At 72.3% G+C, this 20,658-nt stretch carries 20 protein-coding genes and 1 pseudogene; 15 read left to right on the forward strand and 6 right to left on the reverse strand.

The genetic code is table 11. The features are described 5' to 3' along the window. Positions 1-15 precede the first annotated feature (15 nt). Positions 16-1,116 (reverse strand): amidohydrolase family protein, encoded by a 1,101-nt coding sequence (locus ACH4RG_RS11215; RefSeq protein ID WP_397916180.1) that lies wholly within the window; start codon positions 1,114-1,116, stop codon positions 16-18. Between the two features lie 77 nt (positions 1,117-1,193). On the opposite strand from ACH4RG_RS11215, the gene ACH4RG_RS11220 reads away from it, so the two are divergent. The 6 genes from ACH4RG_RS11220 (at position 1,194) to ACH4RG_RS11245 (ending at position 7,084) form a co-directional block, all read left to right on the forward strand. After that, a complete protein-coding gene (locus ACH4RG_RS11220) occupies positions 1,194-2,300 on the forward strand; it encodes a pyridoxal-phosphate-dependent aminotransferase family protein (RefSeq protein ID WP_398539421.1) in 1,107 nt (368 codons plus the stop codon). 308 nt (positions 2,301-2,608) lie between these two features. Further along, positions 2,609-3,139: a diaminobutyrate acetyltransferase gene (ectA, locus tag ACH4RG_RS11225; protein WP_397916182.1), complete on the forward strand. Its 531-nt coding sequence runs from the start codon at positions 2,609-2,611 to the stop codon at positions 3,137-3,139. Positions 3,140-3,295: 156 nt separating this feature from the next. Further along, the gene (gene ectB / locus ACH4RG_RS11230) at positions 3,296-4,558 is read left to right on the forward strand and encodes a diaminobutyrate--2-oxoglutarate transaminase (RefSeq protein ID WP_397916183.1); all 1,263 of its coding nucleotides are present in this window, start codon (positions 3,296-3,298) and stop codon (positions 4,556-4,558) included. A gap of 90 nt (positions 4,559-4,648) precedes the next feature. Then, complete coding sequence (locus ACH4RG_RS11235; RefSeq protein ID WP_003969937.1) at positions 4,649-5,047, forward strand: ectoine synthase; 399 nt, start codon at positions 4,649-4,651, stop codon at positions 5,045-5,047. Positions 5,048-5,053: 6 nt separating this feature from the next. Continuing rightward, positions 5,054-5,947 (forward strand): ectoine hydroxylase, encoded by an 894-nt coding sequence (gene thpD, locus ACH4RG_RS11240; RefSeq protein WP_397916184.1) that lies wholly within the window; start codon positions 5,054-5,056, stop codon positions 5,945-5,947. 99 nt (positions 5,948-6,046) lie between these two features. Continuing rightward, complete coding sequence (locus ACH4RG_RS11245) at positions 6,047-7,084, forward strand: VOC family protein (RefSeq protein ID WP_397916185.1); 1,038 nt, start codon at positions 6,047-6,049, stop codon at positions 7,082-7,084. Here ACH4RG_RS11245 and ACH4RG_RS11250 read toward each other — a convergent pair. Next, positions 7,060-7,338, reverse strand: a pseudogene (locus ACH4RG_RS11250) (alkene reductase); the annotation flags it as partial. The gene ACH4RG_RS11245 and the pseudogene ACH4RG_RS11250 sit on opposite strands and share 25 nt — an antisense overlap. Positions 7,339-7,376: 38 nt before the next feature. Between ACH4RG_RS11250 and ACH4RG_RS11255 the strand changes: the two are divergent. Next, positions 7,377-7,700: a MarR family transcriptional regulator gene (locus ACH4RG_RS11255; RefSeq protein WP_397916186.1), complete on the forward strand. Its 324-nt coding sequence runs from the start codon at positions 7,377-7,379 to the stop codon at positions 7,698-7,700. A 34-nt stretch (positions 7,701-7,734) separates the two neighbouring features. Here ACH4RG_RS11255 and ACH4RG_RS11260 read toward each other — a convergent pair whose 3' ends face one another. The 4 genes from ACH4RG_RS11260 to ACH4RG_RS11275 form a co-directional block, all read right to left on the reverse strand. Beyond that, positions 7,735-8,793, reverse strand: coding sequence for an aminotransferase class V-fold PLP-dependent enzyme (locus tag ACH4RG_RS11260; RefSeq protein WP_398539422.1), 1,059 nt, complete (start codon positions 8,791-8,793; stop codon positions 7,735-7,737). Positions 8,794-8,937: 144 nt separating this feature from the next. After that, a complete protein-coding gene (locus ACH4RG_RS11265; RefSeq protein WP_397916189.1) occupies positions 8,938-9,654 on the reverse strand; it encodes a DsbA family oxidoreductase in 717 nt (238 codons plus the stop codon). 158 nt (positions 9,655-9,812) lie between these two features. After that, the gene (locus ACH4RG_RS11270; RefSeq protein WP_397916190.1) at positions 9,813-10,424 is read right to left on the reverse strand and encodes a DUF1349 domain-containing protein; all 612 of its coding nucleotides are present in this window, start codon (positions 10,422-10,424) and stop codon (positions 9,813-9,815) included. Further along, the gene (locus ACH4RG_RS11275; RefSeq protein WP_398163583.1) at positions 10,421-11,941 is read right to left on the reverse strand and encodes an aldehyde dehydrogenase (NADP(+)); all 1,521 of its coding nucleotides are present in this window, start codon (positions 11,939-11,941) and stop codon (positions 10,421-10,423) included. The genes ACH4RG_RS11270 and ACH4RG_RS11275 overlap by 4 nt, the downstream gene beginning before the upstream one ends. A gap of 212 nt (positions 11,942-12,153) precedes the next feature. Between ACH4RG_RS11275 and ACH4RG_RS11280 the strand changes: the two genes are divergently transcribed. The 8 genes from ACH4RG_RS11280 to ACH4RG_RS11315 all read left to right on the forward strand — a co-directional run bounded on the left by ACH4RG_RS11280 (position 12,154) and on the right by ACH4RG_RS11315 (position 20,579). Continuing rightward, the gene (locus ACH4RG_RS11280) at positions 12,154-12,924 is read left to right on the forward strand and encodes an IclR family transcriptional regulator (RefSeq protein ID WP_381781412.1); all 771 of its coding nucleotides are present in this window, start codon (positions 12,154-12,156) and stop codon (positions 12,922-12,924) included. Continuing rightward, the gene (locus tag ACH4RG_RS11285; protein ID WP_397916193.1) at positions 12,924-13,400 is read left to right on the forward strand and encodes a GNAT family N-acetyltransferase; all 477 of its coding nucleotides are present in this window, start codon (positions 12,924-12,926) and stop codon (positions 13,398-13,400) included. The genes ACH4RG_RS11280 and ACH4RG_RS11285 overlap by 1 nt, the downstream gene beginning before the upstream one ends. A 105-nt stretch (positions 13,401-13,505) precedes the next feature. Continuing rightward, a complete protein-coding gene (locus ACH4RG_RS11290; RefSeq protein WP_397930187.1) occupies positions 13,506-14,624 on the forward strand; it encodes a hypothetical protein in 1,119 nt (372 codons plus the stop codon). Then, positions 14,621-15,898 (forward strand): sensor histidine kinase, encoded by a 1,278-nt coding sequence (locus tag ACH4RG_RS11295; RefSeq protein WP_397916195.1) that lies wholly within the window; start codon positions 14,621-14,623, stop codon positions 15,896-15,898. The genes ACH4RG_RS11290 and ACH4RG_RS11295 overlap by 4 nt, the downstream gene beginning before the upstream one ends. Beyond that, positions 15,895-16,557: a response regulator gene (locus ACH4RG_RS11300; RefSeq protein ID WP_398163579.1), complete on the forward strand. Its 663-nt coding sequence runs from the start codon at positions 15,895-15,897 to the stop codon at positions 16,555-16,557. The genes ACH4RG_RS11295 and ACH4RG_RS11300 overlap by 4 nt, the downstream gene beginning before the upstream one ends. Positions 16,558-16,647: 90 nt before the next feature. Then, positions 16,648-18,099, forward strand: a complete 1,452-nt coding sequence (locus ACH4RG_RS11305) for a peptidoglycan D,D-transpeptidase FtsI family protein (RefSeq protein WP_398163578.1) — start codon at positions 16,648-16,650, stop codon at positions 18,097-18,099. 354 nt (positions 18,100-18,453) lie between these two features. Beyond that, positions 18,454-19,254 carry an alpha/beta fold hydrolase gene (locus ACH4RG_RS11310; RefSeq protein WP_397917198.1) on the forward strand — a complete coding sequence of 267 codons (801 nt, stop codon included), beginning with the start codon at positions 18,454-18,456 and terminating at the stop codon, positions 19,252-19,254. Beyond that, positions 19,251-20,579, forward strand: a complete 1,329-nt coding sequence (locus ACH4RG_RS11315; RefSeq protein WP_397930180.1) for a PP2C family protein-serine/threonine phosphatase — start codon at positions 19,251-19,253, stop codon at positions 20,577-20,579. The genes ACH4RG_RS11310 and ACH4RG_RS11315 overlap by 4 nt, the downstream gene beginning before the upstream one ends. Positions 20,580-20,658: the final 79 nt, after the last annotated feature.

Here is a 20,658-nt window from a genome sequence, read left to right on the forward strand (position 1 = left end):
AGCACCGCGCCGCTCTCAGCCGATCACCCGCCCGTTCAGCACGATGTGGCGAGGCGCCGCCAGCACCCGGACGTCGGCGCGCGGGTCCTCGTCGTACACGACCAGGTCCGCCGGAGCGCCCTCCTCCAGCACGGGCCGCCCCAACCAGCGCCTGGCCCCCCACGCGGTGGCGGAGAGGGCCTCCAGGGGCGGGATGCCCGCCTTGACCAGCTCGGCGACCTCGCCCGCGACCAGACCGTGCGCCAGGGAGCCGCCCGCGTCGGTGCCGACGTAGACCGGGATCCCGGCGTCGTACGCGGCGCGCACGGTGTCGTAGCGGCGTTCGTACAGCTGCCGCATATGCGCCGACCACCGGGGGAACTTGGCCTCGCCGCCCGCCGCGAGGTCGGGGAAGGTGGCGATGTTGACCAGCGTCGGGACGATCGCGACCCCCCGCTCGGCGAAGAGCGGGATGGTCTCCTCGGTGAGGCCGGTGGCGTGCTCGACGCAGTCGATGCCCGCCTCCACCAGGTCGGTGAGCGACTCCTCGGCGAAGCAGTGCGCGGTGACGCGGGCACCGAGCCGGTGCGCCTCGGCGATGGCCGCCTCGACCTCGCCACGTGGCCAGCAGGCGGTCAGGTCCCCGGCGTCGCGGTCGATCCAGTCCCCCACCAGCTTGACCCAGCCGTCCCCGCGCCGGGCCTCCCGGGCGACGTACGCGACGAGGTCGCCGGGCTCGATCTCATGGGCGTAATTGCGGATGTAACGGCGGGTCCTGGCGATGTGACGGCCGGCCCTGATGATCTTCGGCAGGTCCTCGCGGTCATCGATCCACCGGGTGTCGGAGGGCGAACCCGCGTCCCGGATCAGCAGCGTTCCGGCCTCCCGGTCGGTGAGCGCCTGCTTCTCGGCGGTCGCCGCGTCGACCGGACCGTGCCGGTCGAGGCCCACATGGCAGTGCGCGTCGACCAGCCCGGGCAGCGCCCAGCCCCTGACCGTCATGGCGCCGTCGGCGCCGGGCGGCCGCTCGTAGGTGATCCGCCCGCCCACGGCCCACAGTTCGTCCCGCACCTCGTCCGGGCCGACGAGCACCCGGCCCTTCACCCGCAGCACCCGCTGCTCCTCCTGATCACTCATACGCGGCACTGTACGAGGCCGTCGGTAGGCTGCCCGTGCGATTCCGACCGTCGAACGATCCCGAAGAGAGCCCCACCGTGACGCACCCCTTCCTCGACCTTCCCCCGCTCACCGCCGGCCGCTTCGCGGCGATCGAGCGGCGCGTGGCCCGGCTCCTCGCCACGGAGCAGGACGTCGTCATCACCCAGGGCGAGGCGCTGCTGCCGCTGGAAGGCTGCATCCGCGGCGGCGCGCGGCCCGGCTCGACCGCGCTGAACGTGGTCACCGGACCGTACGGGCAGACCTTCGGCAACTGGCTGCGGGACTGCGGTGCGGAGGTCGTCGACCTCACCGTGCCCTTCCACGCCGCGGTCACCGCCGACCAGGTCGCCGAGGCGCTCGCCGAGCACCCGGGGATCGACTTCGTCTCGCTGGTGCACGCGGAGGCGGCGACCGGTAACACCAACCCGGTCGCGGAGATCGGCGAGGTGGTCCGGGCACACGGAGCGCTGTTCATGCTGGACGCGGTCGCCTCGGTCGGCGCCGAGCCCCTGCTGCCGGACGCCTGGGGCGTCGATCTGTGCGTGATCGGCGCGCAGAAGGCCATGGGCGGGCCCGCCGGGGTGTCGGCGGTGTCGGTGAGTGAGCGGGCCTGGGAGCGGATCGCCGCCAACCCGGCCGCCCCGCGCCGCTCCTACCTCTCCCTCCTGGACTGGAAGGAGCGCTGGATCGACGCCGGCCGCAGGGCGTTGCCGCACGCCCCGGCGCAGCTGGAGATGCTGGGCCTGGAGGCCTGCGTGGCGCGGATCGAGGACGAGGGCCTGGACACGCTGATGGCCCGCCACTCCTCGGCCGCCGCGGCGACCCGGGCCGGTGCGGTGGCCCTGGGCGGCGGGCTGGAGCCGTACGTCCACGAGGCGCGGGACGCGGCCCCGGTGGCGACGACGCTGCGCGCCCCCGCGGGGACGGACGCGGCCGCGCTGGTCGCGGGGGCGCTGGCGGCGGACCCCGCGCTGCCGCTCGTCGCGGGTGGCGGGGCGCTGTCCGAGGAGATGATCCGGGTCAACCATTACGGGGCGGATGCGACGCGGGGCGCGGTGCTGTCCTCGCTCGCGGCTCTGGGGGCGGTGCTGGCCGACGCGGGCCTGCCGGTCGACATCGAGGCTGCCCGGCGGGCTGTTTCGGAAACCTGGCCGAGCCTCTGATATTCATAATGTGGGAAGCTGCTTTATTAAAAGCAGCTTCCCACATTCTTCTGCCCGCTTTTCCGTCACCTAAACGGGCCAGTTTTTTCCGGCCTCGAACTTCATAATTCGGACACATCTCGCGAGAGTTACAACCCTGTGACCGACTCCACAAGAGCGGCGTTATGCCCGATTAATTCGGGACAAAGCGTATGAAGTTGCACCCGGATCGGTAGAAGCCTCGCGCACGCCTGATAACACATGAGGGCTCGTCACCCAACCCTCTAAGTCGATGCAATTTCGAAATTTGCTGGGTAAATTCAATTCGCATGACCGCCGCACCAGCAGATTTTGCCCGTGCCCGAAGCGAATTCCTCAGTATCGATGTGCCACGAGTGGAGGACGGAGCCGCGATCTGGCGCATAGCCCGCGACTCCAAGGTCCTGGACCTGAACTCCTCGTACAGCTACCTGCTGTGGTGCCGTGACTTCGCCGCGACCTCCGCCGTGGCCCGTGGCGAGAACGGCGAGCCCATCGCCTTCGTGACGGGCTACATCAGGCCCGACCGTCCCCAGACCCTCGTCGTCTGGCAGGTGGCCGTCGACCAGGCCCACCGCGGCAAGGGACTGGCCGCCACTCTGCTGGACGCGCTGACCGCCCGCGTCGCCGCCGACCAGGGCCTGGCGTCCGTGGAGACGACGATCACGCCGGACAACACCGCCTCCGACCGGCTGTTCACGTCCTACGCCCAGCGCCACGACGTCGCGCTGGAGAAGGAAGTGCTCTTCGACGGCGCGCTGTTCCCCGAGGAGACGCACCTGCCCGAGGTGCTCTACCGGATAGGCCCGTTCGCCACCTGAGCCGCCCCGGCTCCCGCACTCCGGCGTACCCGACCAGTACGCCCGGACCATCGACTTTTCGCGCCGTCCGACCACTCGGCGCGGTCCCGGCCGCATCCGTGCGGCGGGGAGCACTCGACCACTGCCCGTCACACCCCCTCACGCAGGAGATCCGCTGTGACCATCACCCCGCCCGCCCTGAGCGTCTTCGAGACCCTGGAGTCCGAGGTACGGAGCTACTGCCGCGGCTGGCCCGCCGTCTTCGACCGCGCGCAGGGCGCCCGGCTGACCGACGAGGACGGCCACTCCTACCTGGACTTCTTCGCCGGGGCCGGCTCGCTCAACTACGGCCACAACAACCCGGTGCTGAAACGAGCGCTGATCGACTACATCGAGCGCGACGGCATCACCCACGGCCTGGACATGGCGACCACCGCCAAGCGGGCGTTCCTGGAGACGTTCCAGAACGTGATCCTGCGCCCGCGTGACCTGCCGTACAAGGTGATGTTCCCCGGCCCGACCGGCACCAACGCCGTCGAGTCGGCGCTGAAGCTGGCCCGCAAGGTCAAGGGCCGCGAGTCCGTCGTCTCGTTCACCAACGCCTTCCACGGGATGTCGCTGGGTTCGCTCGCCGTGACCGGCAACGCGTTCAAGCGGGCCGGGGCCGGCATCCCGCTGGTGCACGGCACCCCGATGCCGTTCGACAACTACTTCGACGGCACGGTCCCCGACTTCCTCTGGTTCGAGCGGCTGCTGGAGGACCAGGGCTCCGGGCTCAACAAGCCCGCCGCCGTGATCGTGGAGACGGTCCAGGGCGAGGGCGGCATCAACGTCGCCCGCGCCGAGTGGCTGCGTGCGCTGCAGGAGCTGTGCCACCGCCAGGACATGCTGCTGATCGTCGACGACATCCAGATGGGCTGCGGCCGTACCGGCGGCTTCTTCTCCTTCGAGGAGGCCGGCATCGTCCCGGACATCGTCACGCTGTCGAAGTCCATCAGCGGCTACGGCATGCCGATGTCGCTGTGCCTGTTCAAGCCGGAGCTGGACATCTGGGAGCCGGGCGAGCACAACGGCACCTTCCGCGGCAACAACCCGGCCTTCGTCACGGCCGCCGCCGCGCTCGACGCCTACTGGGCGGACGGCCAGATGGAGAAGCAGACCCTGGCCCGCGGGGAGCAGGTCGAGCAGACGCTGCTGGCCATCTGCGCCGAGGAGCCGACCGCGCGGTTCCGCGGCCGGGGCCTGGTGTGGGGCATGGAGTTCGAGGACCCGGCGCGCGCCTCGGCGGTCTGCGCCCGCGCCTTCGAACTGGGGCTCCTGCTGGAGACCTCGGGCCCGCAGAGCGAGGTCGTCAAGCTGCTGCCGCCGCTGACCATCACCCCCGAAGAACTGGACGAGGGCCTGCGCACGCTGGCCCGCTGCGTCCGCGAAACGGCCTGACCCGGCACCGTCGGGGCAGGTGGAGAAGAAGAAGTCCCGGGCCGCGAGGCCCGGGACCCTGTGGAGAGAAGAGAAGGGCAACCGTTCACCGTGATCGTCCGATCGTTCAGTGACATCGAGAACACCGACCGGCATGTGAAGTCCGCGTCCGGCACCTGGGAGAGCAAGCGCATCGTGCTCGCCAAGGAGAAGGTGGGCTTCTCGCTCCACGAGACCGTGCTGTACGCGGGCACGGAGACCTCGATGTGGTACGCGAACCACATCGAGGCGGTGCTGTGCACCGAGGGCGAGGCCGAGCTCACCAACGACGAGACCGGCGAGACGCACTGGATCACGCCCGGCACCATGTATCTGCTGGACGGGCATGAGCGGCACACCATGCGGCCCAAGACGGACTTCCGCTGCGTGTGTGTCTTCAACCCCCCCGTCACCGGACGGGAGGACCATGACGAGAACGGTGTCTACCCACTGCTGACCGAGGAGGCCTGAACCACCATGACCACCGAAGTACGCGCCGATCTGTACCCCTCGCGCGGCGCCGCCGAGATGACCACTCCCCGCCAGGACCCGGTCATCTGGTCCGCGCCGGGCGCACCGGGCCCGATCGCCGCCAAGGACCTCCAGGGATACGAGCACGACGGCTTCCTCACCGTCGACCAGCTCATCACCCCGGACGAGGTCGCCGTCTACCGGGCGGAGCTGGACCGGCTGATCTCCGATCCGGCGGTCCGCGCCGACGAGCGCTCGATCGTCGAGAAGCAGTCGCAGAACGTACGGTCCGTCTTCGAGGTCCACAAGATCAGCGAGGTCTTCGCCGGTCTGGTGCGCGACGAGCGGGTGGTGGGCCGGGCCCGCCAGATCCTCGGTTCGGACGTGTACGTCCACCAGTCCCGGATCAACGTGAAGCCGGGCTTCGGGGCCACGGGCTTCTACTGGCACTCGGACTTCGAGACCTGGCACGCGGAGGACGGCCTGCCGAACATGCGGACGGTGTCCGTGTCGATCGCGCTGACCGAGAACTTCGACACCAACGGCGGGCTGATGATCATGCCCGGCTCGCACAAGACGTTCCTCGGCTGTGCGGGCGAGACGCCGAAGGACAACTACAAGAAGTCGCTCCAGATGCAGGACGCCGGCACCCCGTCCGACGAGGCGCTGACGAAGATGGCCGACCGCCACGGCATCAGGCTCTTCACGGGCAAGGCCGGTTCGGCGACCTGGTTCGACTGCAACGCGATGCACGGCTCGGGCGACAACATCACCCCGTACGCGCGCAGCAACGTCTTCATCGTCTTCAACAGCGTGGAGAACGCGGCGCAGGAGCCCTTCGCGGCTCCGATCCGCCGCCCCGAGTTCATCGGGGCGCGGGACTTCACCCCGGTGAAGTAACGGGACGCACGGGACATAGGGGCCGGGACGGTACGCCGTCCCGGCCCTCGCCGCGTAACTCGTTGGACCGGGGCCGGGCCAGCGGAGAGGGTGTCCGCCATGACTTCCCATGTACGCCACATCACGATCGACTGTGCCGACGCCTACGCGCTCGGCAGCTTCTGGGCCCGGGTGCTCGGCGCGCCGCTCTCCGACGAGGACGTCCCCGGCGATCCGGAGGCGCTGGTCGAGGCCCCCGGCACGGCGGTCCTCTTCGTTCAGGTGGACGAGAGGAAACAGACCAAGAACCGCGTCCATCTGGACATCCAGCCGCGGGACCGCTCCCGGGACGAGGAGGTGGAGCGGCTGCTCGCGCTCGGCGCGACCCTGGTGGGCGATCACCGCAGGCCGAACGGGCGCGGCTGGGCGACGCTCGCCGATCCCGAGGGCAACGAGTTCTGTGTGGAGTGCTCCGCGGCCGAGCGGGCGGCGCTCACCGGGACCCGGCCGCCGGTGACCGCCGACGATGTGACCGCGGCGGTGCGGCTCGCGGTGGACGTGCTGGCCGAGGCCCCGGCGGACCGCTGGGACGCGCCCGCGGGAAGCCTCGACTGGACCTGTTGGGAGACGGTGGAGCACCTGAGCGACGATCTGTTCGCGTACGCGGTGCAGTTGGGCCCCCGTACACCTCCGCTGGACCGCGAGGTGCCCTACCGGTGGGCGCCCGAACGGCAGGGCGGGCCCCACAACGCGGTCTTCGCCGACCGTGACGCCGGGCCCGCCGGGCTGCTGGCCACGCTGGAGGCGAGCGGGGCGCTGCTGGCGTCGATGGCGCGGACGACGCCGCCCGAGGTGCGCTCGTACCACGGGTACGGGATCTCCGACCCGGAGGGCTTCGCCGCGATGGGCGTGGTGGAGACCCTGGTGCACACGCATGACCTCGCCGAGGGCCTGGGGCTGGACTGGTCGCCGTCCCCGGCGCTCTGCGACCGGGTGCTGGCCCGGCTCTTCCCGGACGCCCCGGCGGGCGGCGACCGGTGGGCCGTACTGCTGTGGGCCACCGGTCGCGCCGAGCTGCCGGACCGCCCGCGCCGCGCCTCGTGGCGGTGGGACGGGAGGCCGCGCGAGGACGGTCAGACGGAGTCGAGCGCCGGGTAGGCGGTGTAGCCCTTGGCGTCGCCGCCGAAGAAGGTCGACGGGTCGGGGGTGTTGCACGGGCCGCCCGCCGTGAGCCGGGCGGGCAGGTCCGGTTCGGTGAGGAAGAGCGCCCCGTAGGCGATCAGGTCGGCGATGCCGTCGTCGATCACCGTGTGTTCGTCGGGTCCGGTGGCGCCCTCGGACGGCACGTCGAGGACGACGGTCCCGGAGAAGGCCTTGCGCAGGGTGAGCGTCAGCTCCCGGATCGGGGCGGCCGACCTCTACCCGGGCAGGAGCTGCTGATGATGCACCTGTGGACCGGGGCGCGGTCCGTCAGACGGAGCTGATCAGAGTTCTGGACCTGGACCCGTCCACGGTGACGAAGACGCTCCAGCGGCTGGAGCAGACCGGGCATGTGCGCCGCCGCCCCGACCCGGCGGACCGGCGGACCGTGCTGGTCGAGGCGAGGGACGAGAGCTGCGCGCTGCACACCGCGGTCGGAGAGGCCTGGGGCAGCCTGGAGGAGCAGACGCTCGCGGGCCTCGGACCGGCCGAGCGCACGGAGCTGGTCCGGGTGCCGGCGAAGGCCGAGAAGAACCTCTGCCGGGAGACCGCGGACCGCCCGGACCGGCGCTGAGCCTGCCGAGCCTGCCGAGCCGCATCCCTGCGGATCAGGCCAGGACCTCCAGCACCCGGTCCACATCGGCCTCCGTGTTGTAGAGGTGGCAGGAGATCCGCAGATTCCCGGCCGGGGCCGAGACGGCGACGCCTGCCTCCACCAGCTCGGAATGACGGCTCTCGAGACCCGGCACGGAGACGATCGCGGACTCCCCGGGAACGGTCTCGTGCCCGAGCTCCGCCAGCCCCGCCCGCAGCCGGGCCGCGAGCCCGGTGGCGTGCGCGTACAGGGCGTCGGCCCCCACTTCACCGAGCAGCTCCAGGGAGTGCTCGGCCCCGTGGTACGAGAGGAAGGCGGGCGGCTCGTCGAAGCCGCGGGCGGTGGGGGCGAGGCGCTCCAGCGGGCCGTAGTTGCTCGTCCAGGGAGCACCGGCGGAGACCCAGCCGGCGAAGAGGGGCGGCAGCGTGTCCTGCGCTTCCTCGGTGACGGTCAGGAACGACGTACCGCGTGGACAGAGCAGGAACTTGAAGCCGCCGGTCACGGTGTAGTCGTACGCCCCCGCCTCCAGCGGGAACCAGCCCGCCGCCTGGGTTCCGTCCAGCAGGGTCCGGGCGCCGTGCGCCGCGGCGGCCGCGCGGACGGCGGCGAGATCGGCCACCCGGCCGTCGGCCGACTGCACGGCGGAGAAGGCGACGAGGGCGGTCGAGGGGCCCACGGCCCCGGCGAGCCCGTCGAGCGGCGCGTACCGCACGCGCAGATCGCCGCGGAGTGCGAACGGGCTGACCACGGAGGAGAACTCGCCCTCGGGGCAGAGGACTTCGGCTCCCGGCGGCAGGGAAGCGGCGATCAGGCCGACGTGGACGGTGACGGAACTCCCGGTGGCGACCCGGTCCGGATGGACCCCGGCGAGCCGGGCGAAGCCGGCCCGGGCGGCCTCCACCGCGTCGAAGCTGCCCGCCCCCACCCGGCGCCCCGCGGCGTTCTCGTCGGCCAGGGCCTTGACGGCGGCGATCGTCCGGCGGGGCAGCAGGCCCCAGCTGGAGGTGTTGAGGTAGGTGACTTCGGGGGCGAATTCGACGGCTGCCGCTTGGATGGGCGCGAGGATCGTCATGCGTCCACCCTGAAGCCCCCTTGAATCAAAGTCAATCACTCAGATCCCTGGGGGTGCCAAAGGAATGCTTATAGGAGGCCGACGGCAACGCCGCGGGTGTGCGTGCGGGGGCCCGTGAGCCCGACATGATCCGGACGAGAGGCCCTAGCCGCGCGGAACCTCGCAGGCCCCGTCCGTGGCACAGGCCTCCGCCTCCCCGCCGACGGCGGTGAGAGCGGTGACGGGTCGATCCTTCCACGCCTGCTCCAGCGCCTGGAGGAAGACCTCCGACGGCTGGCCGCCGGAGATCCCGTAGCGACGGTCGAGGACGAAGAACGGCACGGCGTTGGCGCCCAGTTCGGCCGCCTCGCGCTCGTCGGTGCGGACGTCGTCCGCGTACGCCTCCGGGTCGGCGAGCACCGCACGGGCCTCGTCGGCGTCGAGTCCGCCCTCCACGGCGAGAGCCAACAGCACCTCGTCGTCGAAGACGGACCGCTCCTCGGCGAAGTTCGCCCGGTAGGCGAGGGTCAGCAGCTCGTCCTGACGGCCGCGGGCCTTGGCCAGGTGCAGCAGCCGGTGGAGGTCGAAGGTGGAGCCGTGGTCACGGCCCTCGGTGCGGTAGCCGAGCCCCTCGGCCTGCGCGTTGGCCGCGACGTTGGCCTCCATCGAGGCCGCTTCCTCGCGGCTGCGGCCGTACTTCTCGGCCAGCATGTCGATCACGAGCGCCGTGTCGCCCTTGGCCCGCGAGGGGTCGAGCTCGAAGGAGCGGTGCACCACCTCGACCTCGTCCCGGTGGGCGAACTCCGCGAGGCCCTTCTCGAAGCGGGCCTTGCCGATGTAGCACCACGGACAAGCGATGTCGCTCCAGATCTCGACGCGCATGACTCTTCTACTCTCCAGGGGTCGCGGCGGGCGCGGAGGGGTCCTCCGCACGGTCAGTGGGTCGAACGCGAATCCGGACCGGGTGATTCCCGGATCCTCCCGCCCGCTCCTCCTCCCACGACCACCGCGACACCCCCGTCACCGTCGTGTCGGCCCCGTCACCGCCCGTCGCGCAGGTCCTCCACTCCCCCGGCCAGGAACGCGATCCGGTCGAAGACCGCGCCGCAGCCCTCACCGGTGGGCGACTGCACCAGGAAGCCGGCGCGGGCGGCCGCCCGTTCCTTCTCCGTACCCAGGGTGAAGAAGCGGACGAAGGTCCACCTCTCGCCGTCGGTGGAGGCGTGGAAGGCGTAGGCGCCGCCGGTGCGGCTGAGGCGGAGCCAGCAGACGCCCTCCTCCACGACGAAGGCGTTGGCGTCGTCGGAGTGGCCCCGGGTGACGACGGTACAGACGGTCGGGAGGCCCGCGGAGTGCTCCAGGCAGAGCTTGGCCCACGCGCGGTCCCCGACGTGGAGGTACAGCGCGCCCGCGTCACCGAACGACAGCAGCCCCGGGCGCACCCGGGCCACCAGCCGGAAGTCGCCCTCCCCCACCGGGCCGAGCAGGCGCGGGGCGTCGGAGGCCGGGTCGAGGGAGTCGCCGGACGGGGGAACGAACAGGTCCTGGCCGGGTCCGGCCCGGCCCGTCAGCACGCCGTCGGCGTGGGTCCAGCGTCCGTCGGGGCCCTCCGCGTCCAGGGCGAGGGGAAAGGCGTCCAGGTGCAGGCTCATGCGCGGCGTCCGTCCACCCGGCGGGGCAGGCCCAGCGGGTTGTCCTCGCGCAGCTCCGGCGGGAGGAGCGCCTCGGGGGTGGACTGGAACGTGACGGGGCGCAGCCAGCGTTCGATCGCCGTCGCGCCGACGGAGGTGGAGGTGGAGGTGGTGGCCGGGTAGGGGCCGCCGTGGTGCTGGGCGGGGGCGACGGCGACGCCGGTCGGCCAGCCGTTGACGAGGATGCGCCCGGCGAGCGGGGTGAGCGCGGCCAGCAGGCGCGCCGCGTCGGGGTCATCGTCCTCGGTCGCCGCCTGGAGGGTGGCGGTGAGGTTCCCGGGCAGCCGGGCGAGGACGGCGGCGATCTCGTCGACGGAGGCGTACCGGGCGATCACGGTGACCGGCCCGAAGCACTCCTCCAGCAGCGCGTCGTGCGGGCCCCCGGCGGTCAGCCGGGCGGCCGGGACGGTGAGGAATCCGGCGGAGACGGTGTGCTCGCCGCCCGCGCCGGGGGTGACGGGCGCCCCGACGTCCGGCAGCGCGGCCCGCTCCCGCACGCCGGTGACGAAGGCGTCCCGCATGCGGTGGTCCAGCAGGACGCCGGAGCCGGTGGAGCTGACCGTCTCGGTGAGCGTCTTGAGGAGCTGGTCGCCCGTCGCGCCCTCGGGGACCAGGACGAAGCCGGGCTTGGTGCAGAACTGGCCCGCGCCCAGGGTCATCGAACCGCCGAGCCCGGCGCCGATCTCCCCGGCGCGCTCGGCGGCGGCCGCCCCGGTGACGACGACCGGGTTGAGGGAGCCGAGTTCGCCGTGGAACGGGATGGGGGCGGGGCGGGCGGCCGCCGCGTCGAACAGGGCTCGTCCCCCGCGTACCGAACCGGTGAAACCGGCGGCGCTCACCAGCGGGTGGCGGATCAGGTCGACGCCCGCGTCGAAGCCGTGCACCAGGGTCACGACGTCCTCGGGCAGTCCGGTGCGGGCGGCGGCGCGACGGAGGACCGAGGCGCAGAGTTCGGAGGTGGCCGGGTGGTCGGGGTGTGCCTTGACCACGACCGGGCAGCCGGCGGCGAGCGCGCTGGCCGTGTCGCCGCCGGGGACGGAGAAGGCGAGCGGGAAGTTGCTGGCCGCGTAGACGGCGACGACCCCGAGCGGGATCTTGTAGCGGCGCAGGTCGGGCCAGGGCGGGGTCCGGGAGCCGTCCTGGTGGTCGATGTGGACGTCGAGGTAGGCGCCTTCGTCCACGACCTCCGCGAACGCCCTCAACTGGGCTGCGGTACGGGCCAGTTCACCATTGAGCCGGGCCGGGCCGAGGGCGGTCTCCGCGTCGGCCGCCTCGACGATGTGCTCACCGGTCTCCTCCAGGAGGTCCGCCGCCGCCCGCAGGAACGCGGCGCGCGCCGCGCGGTCGGCGAGGGCGTCGCGGACGGCGTGGGCCGCCCGGACCGCCCGGTCGACCTCCTCGGCGGTGGCCTCCACCGCGACCTGCTCGCGCGGGTTCCCGGTTCGGGGGTCGACACTCCAGACTGGTGCTGCGCTCACCCTGATTACCTCCCGTGGTGCGACCGTCCTCCGGCCGACTTCCGGCCGGCTTCGGCCGCACATCGGCAAGTGTTCGGTATTCTGAACGGAGTTCCTGAACGTGAATGTCCTCGGACTCTATTTCGGGGCGTTCCGTGTTGGCAATCGTGTGGCGGTTTTTCGGACGCCGACGCGGACGAGAAGTCGATGAGCTGGAGAAGGGGGCGTGGGCGATGTCGGTCGCCGAGTCCGGTGGGGCACAGGTCAAGTCCGCGGTACGGACCGTGGAGCTCCTCGAGTACTTCGCGGGGCGGCCCGGCATGCACTCGCTGGCCGCAGTCCAGGAGGCCGTCGGCTATCCCAAGTCGAGCCTCTACATGCTGCTGCGCACCCTGGTGGAGCTGGGCTGGGTGGAGACGGACGCGACGGGCACCCGGTACGGGATCGGCGTCCGCGCCCTGCTGGTCGGTACGTCGTACATCGACGGCGACGAGGTCGTGGCCGCCGCCAGGCCCACCCTGGACAGGCTGTCCGACGACACCACGGAGACCATCCACCTGGCCCGCCTCGACGGCACGAACGTGGTCTACCTAGCCACCCGTCAGTCGCAGCACTATCTGCGCCCCTTCACCCGGGTCGGCCGTCGGCTGCCCGCGCACTCCACCTCGCTCGGCAAGGCGCTGCTGGCGACCCACAGCGACGAGCAGGTCCGCAAGATGCTGCCCGAGTCGCTGCCCGCGCTGACCGAGCACACCATCACGGACCGCGAGAAGCTCATCGAGGAGCTGCGGCTGGTTCGCGAGCAGGGCTACGCGGTGGACCGCGAGGAGAACACCGTCGGCCTGCGCTGCTTCGGCGTGGCGATCCCCTACCGGACGCCCGCGCGCGACGCGATCAGCTGCTCGGTGCCGGTCGCCCGGCTCACCCCCGGTCACGAACAGCTGGTGAAGGACGCCCTGTTCGACGCCCGGGACCGGCTCGCCCTCGCGACCCGGAGACTCTGATGGCCGCGATAGCGCTCCGCCCGGTCGAGGACGGGGACCTGCCGCTGTTCTTCGCCTGGATGAGCGACCCCGGGGCGACCCGCGTCGCCGCGTTCACCGCCGAGGACCCCACCGACCGGGCCGCGTTCGACGCCCACTGGGCGCGGATCCGGGCCGGCGCCCGGGTGGTGATGCGCACGGTGGTGGCCGACGGTGCGGTGGTGGGACACGTCGGGGAGTACGGGGAACCCGGGGACCGCCAGGTCACCTACTGGATCGACCGCGCGCACTGGGGCCGGGGGCTGGCGACGGCCGCCCTGCGGGCGTACCTCGACGAGACACCCACCCGCCCGCTGCACGCGCGGGCGGCGGCCGACAACCTCGGCTCGCGCCGGGTGCTGGAGAAGTGCGGCTTCGTGGTCACCGGCAAGGATCGCGGATTCGCCCGCGCCCGGGGCGAGGAGATCGACGAGGTCCTGGTCACGCTGCACGGCTGAGGCAGGGTGCGGGCGGCCCGTGGGCGGCTCCCTCCCCCGCGTGGCGGAGGCGGATCGTCGCCGGGCAGGACGTGCGGGACCGGCCGGCGCGGAAGCCTGGAGGCCATGACAGTGAACCGGCCCCCCGAGGCGCCGACGCCCGCCCCGCCGCACCGTTCCGGGGCGCCCGGGCGTTCTGGGACGCCACCGCACCGCGCCGAGGCGGCCCCGTACCGCGTCGGCCGGGCACGGTCCGTGCTCCGGGTGGTCGCCATGGTGGCCTGTCTGCCCTACATCGGGCTCAAGGTGGCCTGGATGGCGGGCAGTCGGCTCGGCATCCCGGAGGGCAGCGCGCTGCTGGACGGCGGCACCCTGCTGCGCGTCGGCAACGGGGCCACGGTGCTGATGGACGGCGCCGTCATCGTCCTCGCCCTGCTGCTCACCCAACCCTGGGGCCGGCGGGTGCCCGCCTGGCTGCTGGTGCTGCCGATGTGGGTGGCGAGCGGCCTGCTGCTGCCGATCATGACGGCCTTCCCGGTCCAGCTGGCCGTCGGGTTCCTGGGCGGTGGCGGCGGCCGGCCGGGCGGCGAGGGGAACTCCGAGCCGTTCCTCGACCCCTGGGTCTTCGGCGTCGTCTACGGCGGCTTCATCGTGCAGGGCCTCGCCCTCGGCGCCCTCTTCGCGCTGTACGCCAGGGAGCGCTGGAGCAGACTGTGGCAGGGGCGGCTGCGGGAGCTGCCGACGGGTCCGACCGCGCCCGCACTCCGCGCGACCGCCGTCGCCGCCGCTTCGGCGGCTCTCCTTCCCGGCGTCACGCACCTGTTGTGGGTCAGCGGTTCCACCGCCGGGCTCCACGTCGGCCGGGCGGCGGACCGCACCAGCGACTTCTACGTCCTGGAAGCCGTCAACCTGCTCTTCGTGGTGGCCACCGTCGTCGGGGTGCTCCTGCTCGCCTTCCGCCGCTCCGGCCGTCTCTCCCTGCGTCTGCCGCTCGTCCTGTCCTGGGCCGGTTCGGCGGAGATGGCCTGCTGGGGCGGGTGGCTGAGCCTCGCGGGGCTGCTCGGCGCGGGCGAAGCGGCGGACCGGCCGACGACGGCGACGGTGTTGACCTACGCTGTCCAGATGCTGGCAGGGGCGCTCGTCGTGACGCTGGGCGCCTACTTCTTCGCGGAGCGCGCGGCGGCTTCAGGGCTGCCCACCGACGTCGGCGTCGCCGACCCGGCCGCCGCCGACCGGGTGTCATGAAGCCGCTCGCCGTGGTGTTCGGACGCAGGACACGGCTGCGCTGGCTGCATCTGATCATCGGTGGCGCGCTGCTGATGCCGTACTTCCTGGTCGGCACGGTCCTGGTCGGCATGACGGGCGGCGGGGCAGCGCTGTTCACCTCCCTGCCCGCCCAGTTCGCCGCGTTCGCCGTCGCCCTGCCGATCGTGGCGGCCACCGGCTTCTTCCCGCTCGTCCGGCCTCTGTCCGTGGCCGCCGTCCGCGCCCTGTGCCAGGTGCCGCCCGCCCTCCTGGCCGACGGTCCCGCCCGGACCCGGCAGGCCCGGGTACGTACCGCGGGCTGGTACACCCTGCATCTGGCGCTCGGCGGGATCGTCAGCGGGGCCACCCTGGCACTGCCGCCGTTCGTGGTGGCGGTCGCCGCGCTGCCGTTCTCCGCCGGGCTGCGCTCCACCTGGCTGCTCGACGGCCCCCGGGTGTTCCGGGAGCCGTGGGCCGTGGCTCTCGCCCCCTTCGCCGCGCTCGCGATGCTGGTGGCGCTGGCGCTGGTCGCGGCCGCGGCCGGGGAGTTGCTGGCCCGGCGGGCCCCGGTGCTGCTGGGACCGACCCCGGAGGACCGGCTGGCCACCGCCGAGCGCCGGGCGGCGGATCTGGCGGTGCGCAACCGGCTCGCCCGGGAGCTGCACGACTCGGTGGGGCACGCGTTGAGTGCGGTGACCCTTCAGGCGGGGGCGGCGCGCCGGGTGCTGGACCGCGATCCGGAGTTCGTCCGCGAGGCGCTGACCGCCATCGAGGAGACGACGCGGCGGACGGTCGGGGAGCTGGACTCGGTGCTGGGGCTGCTGCGGCAGGACGGGGAGCCGGACGACGAGGGCACGGCGTACGGGCCGGGGCTCGACGCGCTCGACGGGCTGCTGGCCCACTGCGGGGTGCGGGTGGCGTACGAGCGGCAGGGCGATCCGGACGGTCTGGACCCGGTGGTCTCGCGGGAGGCGTACCGGATCGTCCAGGAGGGGCTGAACAACGCGTCGCGGCACGGCGGGGGCGCGTCCCCGGTGCGGCTGCTGATCGCGGTACGGGAGAGGGAGTTGGAGATCGTGATGGAGAATCCGCTGGGCGAGCGGCCCGCCGTGCTGCGTCCCGGGGGTGGTCGCGGACTGCGCGGCATCGCGGAGCGGGCCGTCCTGCTGGGCGGCCGCACCGAGGCGGGGGCGGTCGACGGCGTCTGGCGGCTGACCGCCCTGCTGCCGCTGACGGTGCCGGGTACGGCCGGGCGGAAGAGGGGACGGCGATGAGCGGGGCTTTGGTGCGGGTGGTGCTGGCGGACGACGAGCGGATGGTGCGTACGGCGCTGCGCGTGATCCTGGAAGCCGAGGAGGGCATCGAGGTCGTCGGGGAGGCCGCCACCGGTGCGGAGGCCGTCTCCGTGGTGCGGGCGCTGCGACCCGACGTGGTGCTGATGGACGTGCGGATGCCGGAGATCGACGGCATCCGGGCCACGGAGCAGATCCTCGCCACGCTGGAGGACCCGCCGAGGATCGTCGTCGTGACGACCTTCGAGAACGACGCCTACGTGTACGAGGCCCTGCGCGCCGGGGCGGCCGGGTTCCTGCTGAAGCGGGCGGCCGCGGAGGAGCTGGTGCAGGCGGTGCGCCTGGTGGCGTACAGCGACTCGATCCTCTATCCGGCGGCGGTGCGCACGCTGGCCACCGAGCACGCCGGACGGCGGGCGGCCGGGGCTCCGGCGTGGGTGGCGAGGCTGACCGGCCGGGAGGCGGACGTCCTGCGGCTGATGGCGGCGGGGCTGACCAACGCGGAGATCGCGGGGCAGCTCTCGGTGGGCCCGGCGACGGCGAAGACGCATGTGGCGGCGGTCCTCGCGAAAACCGGCGCCCGGGACCGCACCCAGGCGGTCATCGCGGCGTACGAGTCCGGTTTCATCACCCCGGGCTGAGCCGCGCGGCTCCGCGTGCCGGGTGAGAAACCGGTGAGAAGCGGCACGATCGGGAACGGCCGGAACGCGCCCGCTCGTCCCTCCAGCGGGATGAACAAGACAATCAGGCGCGCTTCGGTCTTCTGTCTGCTCATGGTGCTCGCCCTGCTGGTGCGGGCGACGTGGGTGCAGGGCTTCCAGGCCGAGGCGCTCGCGGACAGCGAGCACAACCGGCGGAACACCATCGCGCAGTACGCGCAGCCGCTCGGGGACATCATCGTGGCCGGTTCGCCGGTCACCGGATCGAAGGAGACCAGTGGCGGCGACCTCCGGTACAAGCGCACGTACCCCCAGGGCGAGCTGTACGCGCCCGTTACCGGCTACAGCTCGCAGGTGTACGGGGCGAACCAGCTCGAAGGCGTCTACAGCGACGTCCTGGACGGCACGGACGACCGGCTGAGGAACCCGAAGGACCTGCTCACCAGTGGGCAGGCCGCCCCCGGCAACGTGCTGACGACGATCGACCCGGAGGTCCAGAAGGCGGCCTACGAGGCGCTCGGCGACACCAAGGGCGCGGCGGTGGCCATCGACCCGGGGACCGGCCGGATCCTCGGCATGGTCTCCACCCCCTCCTACGACCCCTCGACGATCAGCGGGACGACGGACCAGGACGCCTGGCAGGCCCTGCTGGACGACCCGGACAAGCCGCTGGTCAACCGGGCGATGCGGCAGCCGCTGCCGCCGGGCTCCACGTTCAAGCTGGTGGTCGCGGCGGCCGCGCTGGAGAACGGGCTGTACGGCTCGGTCGACGAGCGCACCGACAGCCCCAGCCCGTACACCCTGCCCGGCACCAGCACCGTGCTCCCCAACGAGAACCCGTCCGCTCCCTGCGAGAACGCGACCCTGCGCACCGCGCTCCAGTACTCCTGCAACAACGTCTTCGCGAAGGCCGCCGTCGACCTCGGCCAGGACGAGGTCAAGGAGATGGCGGACGCGTTCGGGTTCGACACCGAGAAGCTGGACGTCCCCGTACGGGCGGCGAAGAGCGTCTACCCGACCGGCATGGACAAGGCCCAGACGGCGCTGACGGGGATCGGCCAGTTCGAGGTCACCGCCACCCCGCTCCAGATGGCGATGGTCACCTCGGCGCTGGCCAACGGCGGTGAGCTGGCCGCGCCACACATGGTCTCCCAGGTGACCGACGGGGACGGCACGGTGCTGGAGGAGACCGCCGACGGCGACACCGAGCGGGTGGTGAAGGAGTCGACCGCCGAGCAGTTGCGGAGCGCGATGGTGACGGTCGTCGAGGAGGGCACCGGCACCAACGCCCGGATTCCCGGGGCCGAGGTGGGCGGCAAGACGGGGACCGCGCAGCACGGCGTGGAGAACAGCAACACCCCGTACGCCTGGTTCACCTCGTACGCGAAGGACCGCGACAGCGGCAAGGAGGTCGCCGTCGCGGTGATCGTGGAGGACTCGGGGGCGGCGCGCTCCGAGATCAGCGGCAACGGGCTGGCCGCGCCGATCGCGCAGAAGGCGATGCTGGCGGCGCTGGATCGGTGACACGGGGGCGGCCGGAGCGGTCACACCCGGCGTCGCCGGAACGGCCGGAGCGGTCACACCCGGGGCGGCCTGGTCACCGCACCGGTGGTCCGGAGGTTCCACCGGTGCGATCACCCTCGGCGTCAGGGGATGTCCGGGACTCCCGGCCCCGGCCGGCCATGAGTCCGGTCCCGTCGGCCCGGCCGCGCCCCGGCGAACCTCTGCCGACCGGCCTGGGGATGCCGCGTGGGGATCAGCGATCGCGCGCACGCGACATCCCCCAGAAGCGTGATCGGCGCGACCGGGCGGCGGCCGCCCGGTCGCCCGGCAGGCCGGGCCGTGACGTACGAAGGGTGTCAGGATGTCCGTATGGGTATGGACGTGCGCGCGAGAAACCGGGTACGGGTGAGAGGCCGGGAGAGCGGTCCGGTGGTGATGCTCGCCCACGGTTTCGGCTGCGATCAGAATCTCTGGCGTCTCGTCGCGCCCGCGCTGGAGGAGCGCTTCCGGGTGGTCCTGTTCGATCATGTGGGGGCGGGACGTTCCGACGCGTCGGCCTGGAGCCCCGAGCGGTACTCCACCCTGGACGGCTACGCGCAGGACGTCATCGACATCTGCCAGGAACTCGGCCTAGGCCCCCTGACCTTCGTCGGGCACTCGGTCAGTTCCATGATCGGTGTGCTCGCCGCCGTGCGGGAGCCCGCACTCTTCGAGAAGCTGGTCCTCCTCACCCCCTCGCCCTCGTACATCGACGACGGCGACTACCGGGGCGGATTCAGCGAGCAGGACATCGAGGAACTCCTCGATTCACTGGACAGCAACTACTTGGGCTGGTCGGCGACCATGGCTCCGGTGATCATGGGAAATCCGGAGCGTCCCGAGCTGGGCGAGGAGCTGACCAACAGCTTCTGCCGAACGGACCCCGAGATGGCCCGGGTCTTCGCGAGAGCAACGTTCCTGTCCGACAACCGGGCGGATCTCCCCAAGGTGACCGTTCCGACGCTCGTCGCCGAGAGCGCCCGCGACACGATCGCCCCGCGCGAGGTGGGCGCCTACGTCCACGCGCGGATCCCCGGCAGCGAACTGGTCACGCTGGACTCGACGGGCCACTGCCCCCAACTGAGCGCCCCCGAGGAGACCGCCGAAGCGATCATGGCCTTCGTGCAGGGGCCGTGACCGTGCACCCGGGCGGCGGCGGGGCCGACGGATCGTGGCGGACGGAGGACCGTGAGCCGGACCCCCCGCTGTCCTCCGCCCTGCTGGAGGACAGCGCGGAGGACCTGTACGAGAACGCGCCGTGCGGCTACCTCTCCACGCTGATGGACGGCCGGATCGCCAAGGTCAACGGAACGCTCCTCAAATGGCTCGGCCACCGTCGTGAGGACCTGGTGGGCCGCAGACACTTCTCCGACCTGCTGACCATCGGCGGCAGGCTCTACCACGAGACGCACTTCGCACCGCTGCTGCGGATGCAGGGCGAGGTCAACGGCGTCGCCCTGGAACTCAGGGCCGCGGACGGCACCCGACTGCCCGTCCTGGTCACCTCCACCGTCAAACGGGACGAAGCCGGCGAACCGCTGCTGATCCGCACCACCCTCCTCGACGCCCGGGACAGGCGGTCCTACGAGCGTGAGCTCCTGCGGGCCCGACAGGATGCCGAGCGCGACCGCGAACGTCTGCAACGCCTCGCCACCACCCTGCAACGCACCCTGATCCCGCCGGCCATCGAACCGGTTCCGGGCATGGAGGCCGCCTCGCACTACCACTTCGCGTCCTCCGACGAGGTGGGCGGGGACTTCTACGATCTGTTCCCCCTCGCCACCGGAGGCTGGGGGTTCTTCATGGGGGACGTACGCGGCAAGGGCGCGGACGCGGCCGTGGTGACGTCGCTGGCGCGGTACACCCTGCGAGCCGCGGCGGTCTCCGATCCCCTGCCGATCAGGGTTCTGGCCAACCTCAACACCGCGCTCAACCACCAGGCCCAGGAGGACGAACCACTTTTCTGCACCGTGATCTTCGGCCTGCTCATACCTGAGGAGAACGACGTCGGGTTCCACGTCGTCCTGGCCGGCGGTGGCCACCCTCCCGCCGTGCTGCTCCGGGCCGACGGCAGCGCCGACTACCTGCCCACCCCCGGCGGCCAGTTGGTCGGGGTCGTACCGGACGCGCAGTTCACCACCGCCACCCTGGACCTGCGTCCCGGTGACACCCTGCTGCTGTACACCGACGGCCTGACCGAGGCCCGTACCGGGGGCCCGGGTGAACGCTACGGCGACGAAGCACTCCTGGACTTCGCGCGGTCCCTCGCACCCACCTCGGCGTCCGGTGCCGTCGGGGCGCTCACCTCGCTGCTGAACTCGTTCGGCGAGGGACTCGACGACGACACCGCGCTCCTGGCGATCAGCGTGCCCGGAGCGAACGGTGAGGGGGCGGGGCGGGCGGCGCCGAGCCCGGACAGCCCTCAGGACGTGTCCGGCCCTGATCCGCCGGACACGCCCTAAGGCATCCGCCCGATGCTGCCGCGCTGCCTTACTCCGCAGCATGAGCCGCACGGCCCGCACGGACGGGTCGCGGAGCACG

The organism is Streptomyces sp. NPDC021019, from assembly GCF_044333295.1.
In the GTDB taxonomy this organism is placed as follows: domain Bacteria; phylum Actinomycetota; class Actinomycetes; order Streptomycetales; family Streptomycetaceae; genus Streptomyces.

Coding starts and splice junctions, on each gene's coding strand:
- ACH4RG_RS11215 (WP_397916180.1), bottom strand. CDS start 1,116: ATGAGTGATCAGGAGGAGCAGCGGGTGCTGCGGGTGAAGGGCCGGGTG.
- ectA (WP_397916182.1), top strand. CDS start 2,609: ATGACCGCCGCACCAGCAGATTTTGCCCGTGCCCGAAGCGAATTCCTC.
- thpD (WP_397916184.1), top strand. CDS start 5,054: ATGACCACCGAAGTACGCGCCGATCTGTACCCCTCGCGCGGCGCCGCC.
- ACH4RG_RS11245 (WP_397916185.1), top strand. CDS start 6,047: ATGACTTCCCATGTACGCCACATCACGATCGACTGTGCCGACGCCTAC.
- ACH4RG_RS11260 (WP_398539422.1), bottom strand. CDS start 8,793: ATGACGATCCTCGCGCCCATCCAAGCGGCAGCCGTCGAATTCGCCCCC.
- ACH4RG_RS11265 (WP_397916189.1), bottom strand. CDS start 9,654: ATGCGCGTCGAGATCTGGAGCGACATCGCTTGTCCGTGGTGCTACATC.
- ACH4RG_RS11270 (WP_397916190.1), bottom strand. CDS start 10,424: ATGAGCCTGCACCTGGACGCCTTTCCCCTCGCCCTGGACGCGGAGGGC.
- ACH4RG_RS11280 (WP_381781412.1), top strand. CDS start 12,154: ATGTCGGTCGCCGAGTCCGGTGGGGCACAGGTCAAGTCCGCGGTACGG.
- ACH4RG_RS11285 (WP_397916193.1), top strand. CDS start 12,924: ATGGCCGCGATAGCGCTCCGCCCGGTCGAGGACGGGGACCTGCCGCTG.
- ACH4RG_RS11290 (WP_397930187.1), top strand. CDS start 13,506: ATGACAGTGAACCGGCCCCCCGAGGCGCCGACGCCCGCCCCGCCGCAC.
- ACH4RG_RS11295 (WP_397916195.1), top strand. CDS start 14,621: ATGAAGCCGCTCGCCGTGGTGTTCGGACGCAGGACACGGCTGCGCTGG.
- ACH4RG_RS11300 (WP_398163579.1), top strand. CDS start 15,895: ATGAGCGGGGCTTTGGTGCGGGTGGTGCTGGCGGACGACGAGCGGATG.
- ACH4RG_RS11305 (WP_398163578.1), top strand. CDS start 16,648: ATGAACAAGACAATCAGGCGCGCTTCGGTCTTCTGTCTGCTCATGGTG.
- ACH4RG_RS11310 (WP_397917198.1), top strand. CDS start 18,454: ATGGACGTGCGCGCGAGAAACCGGGTACGGGTGAGAGGCCGGGAGAGC.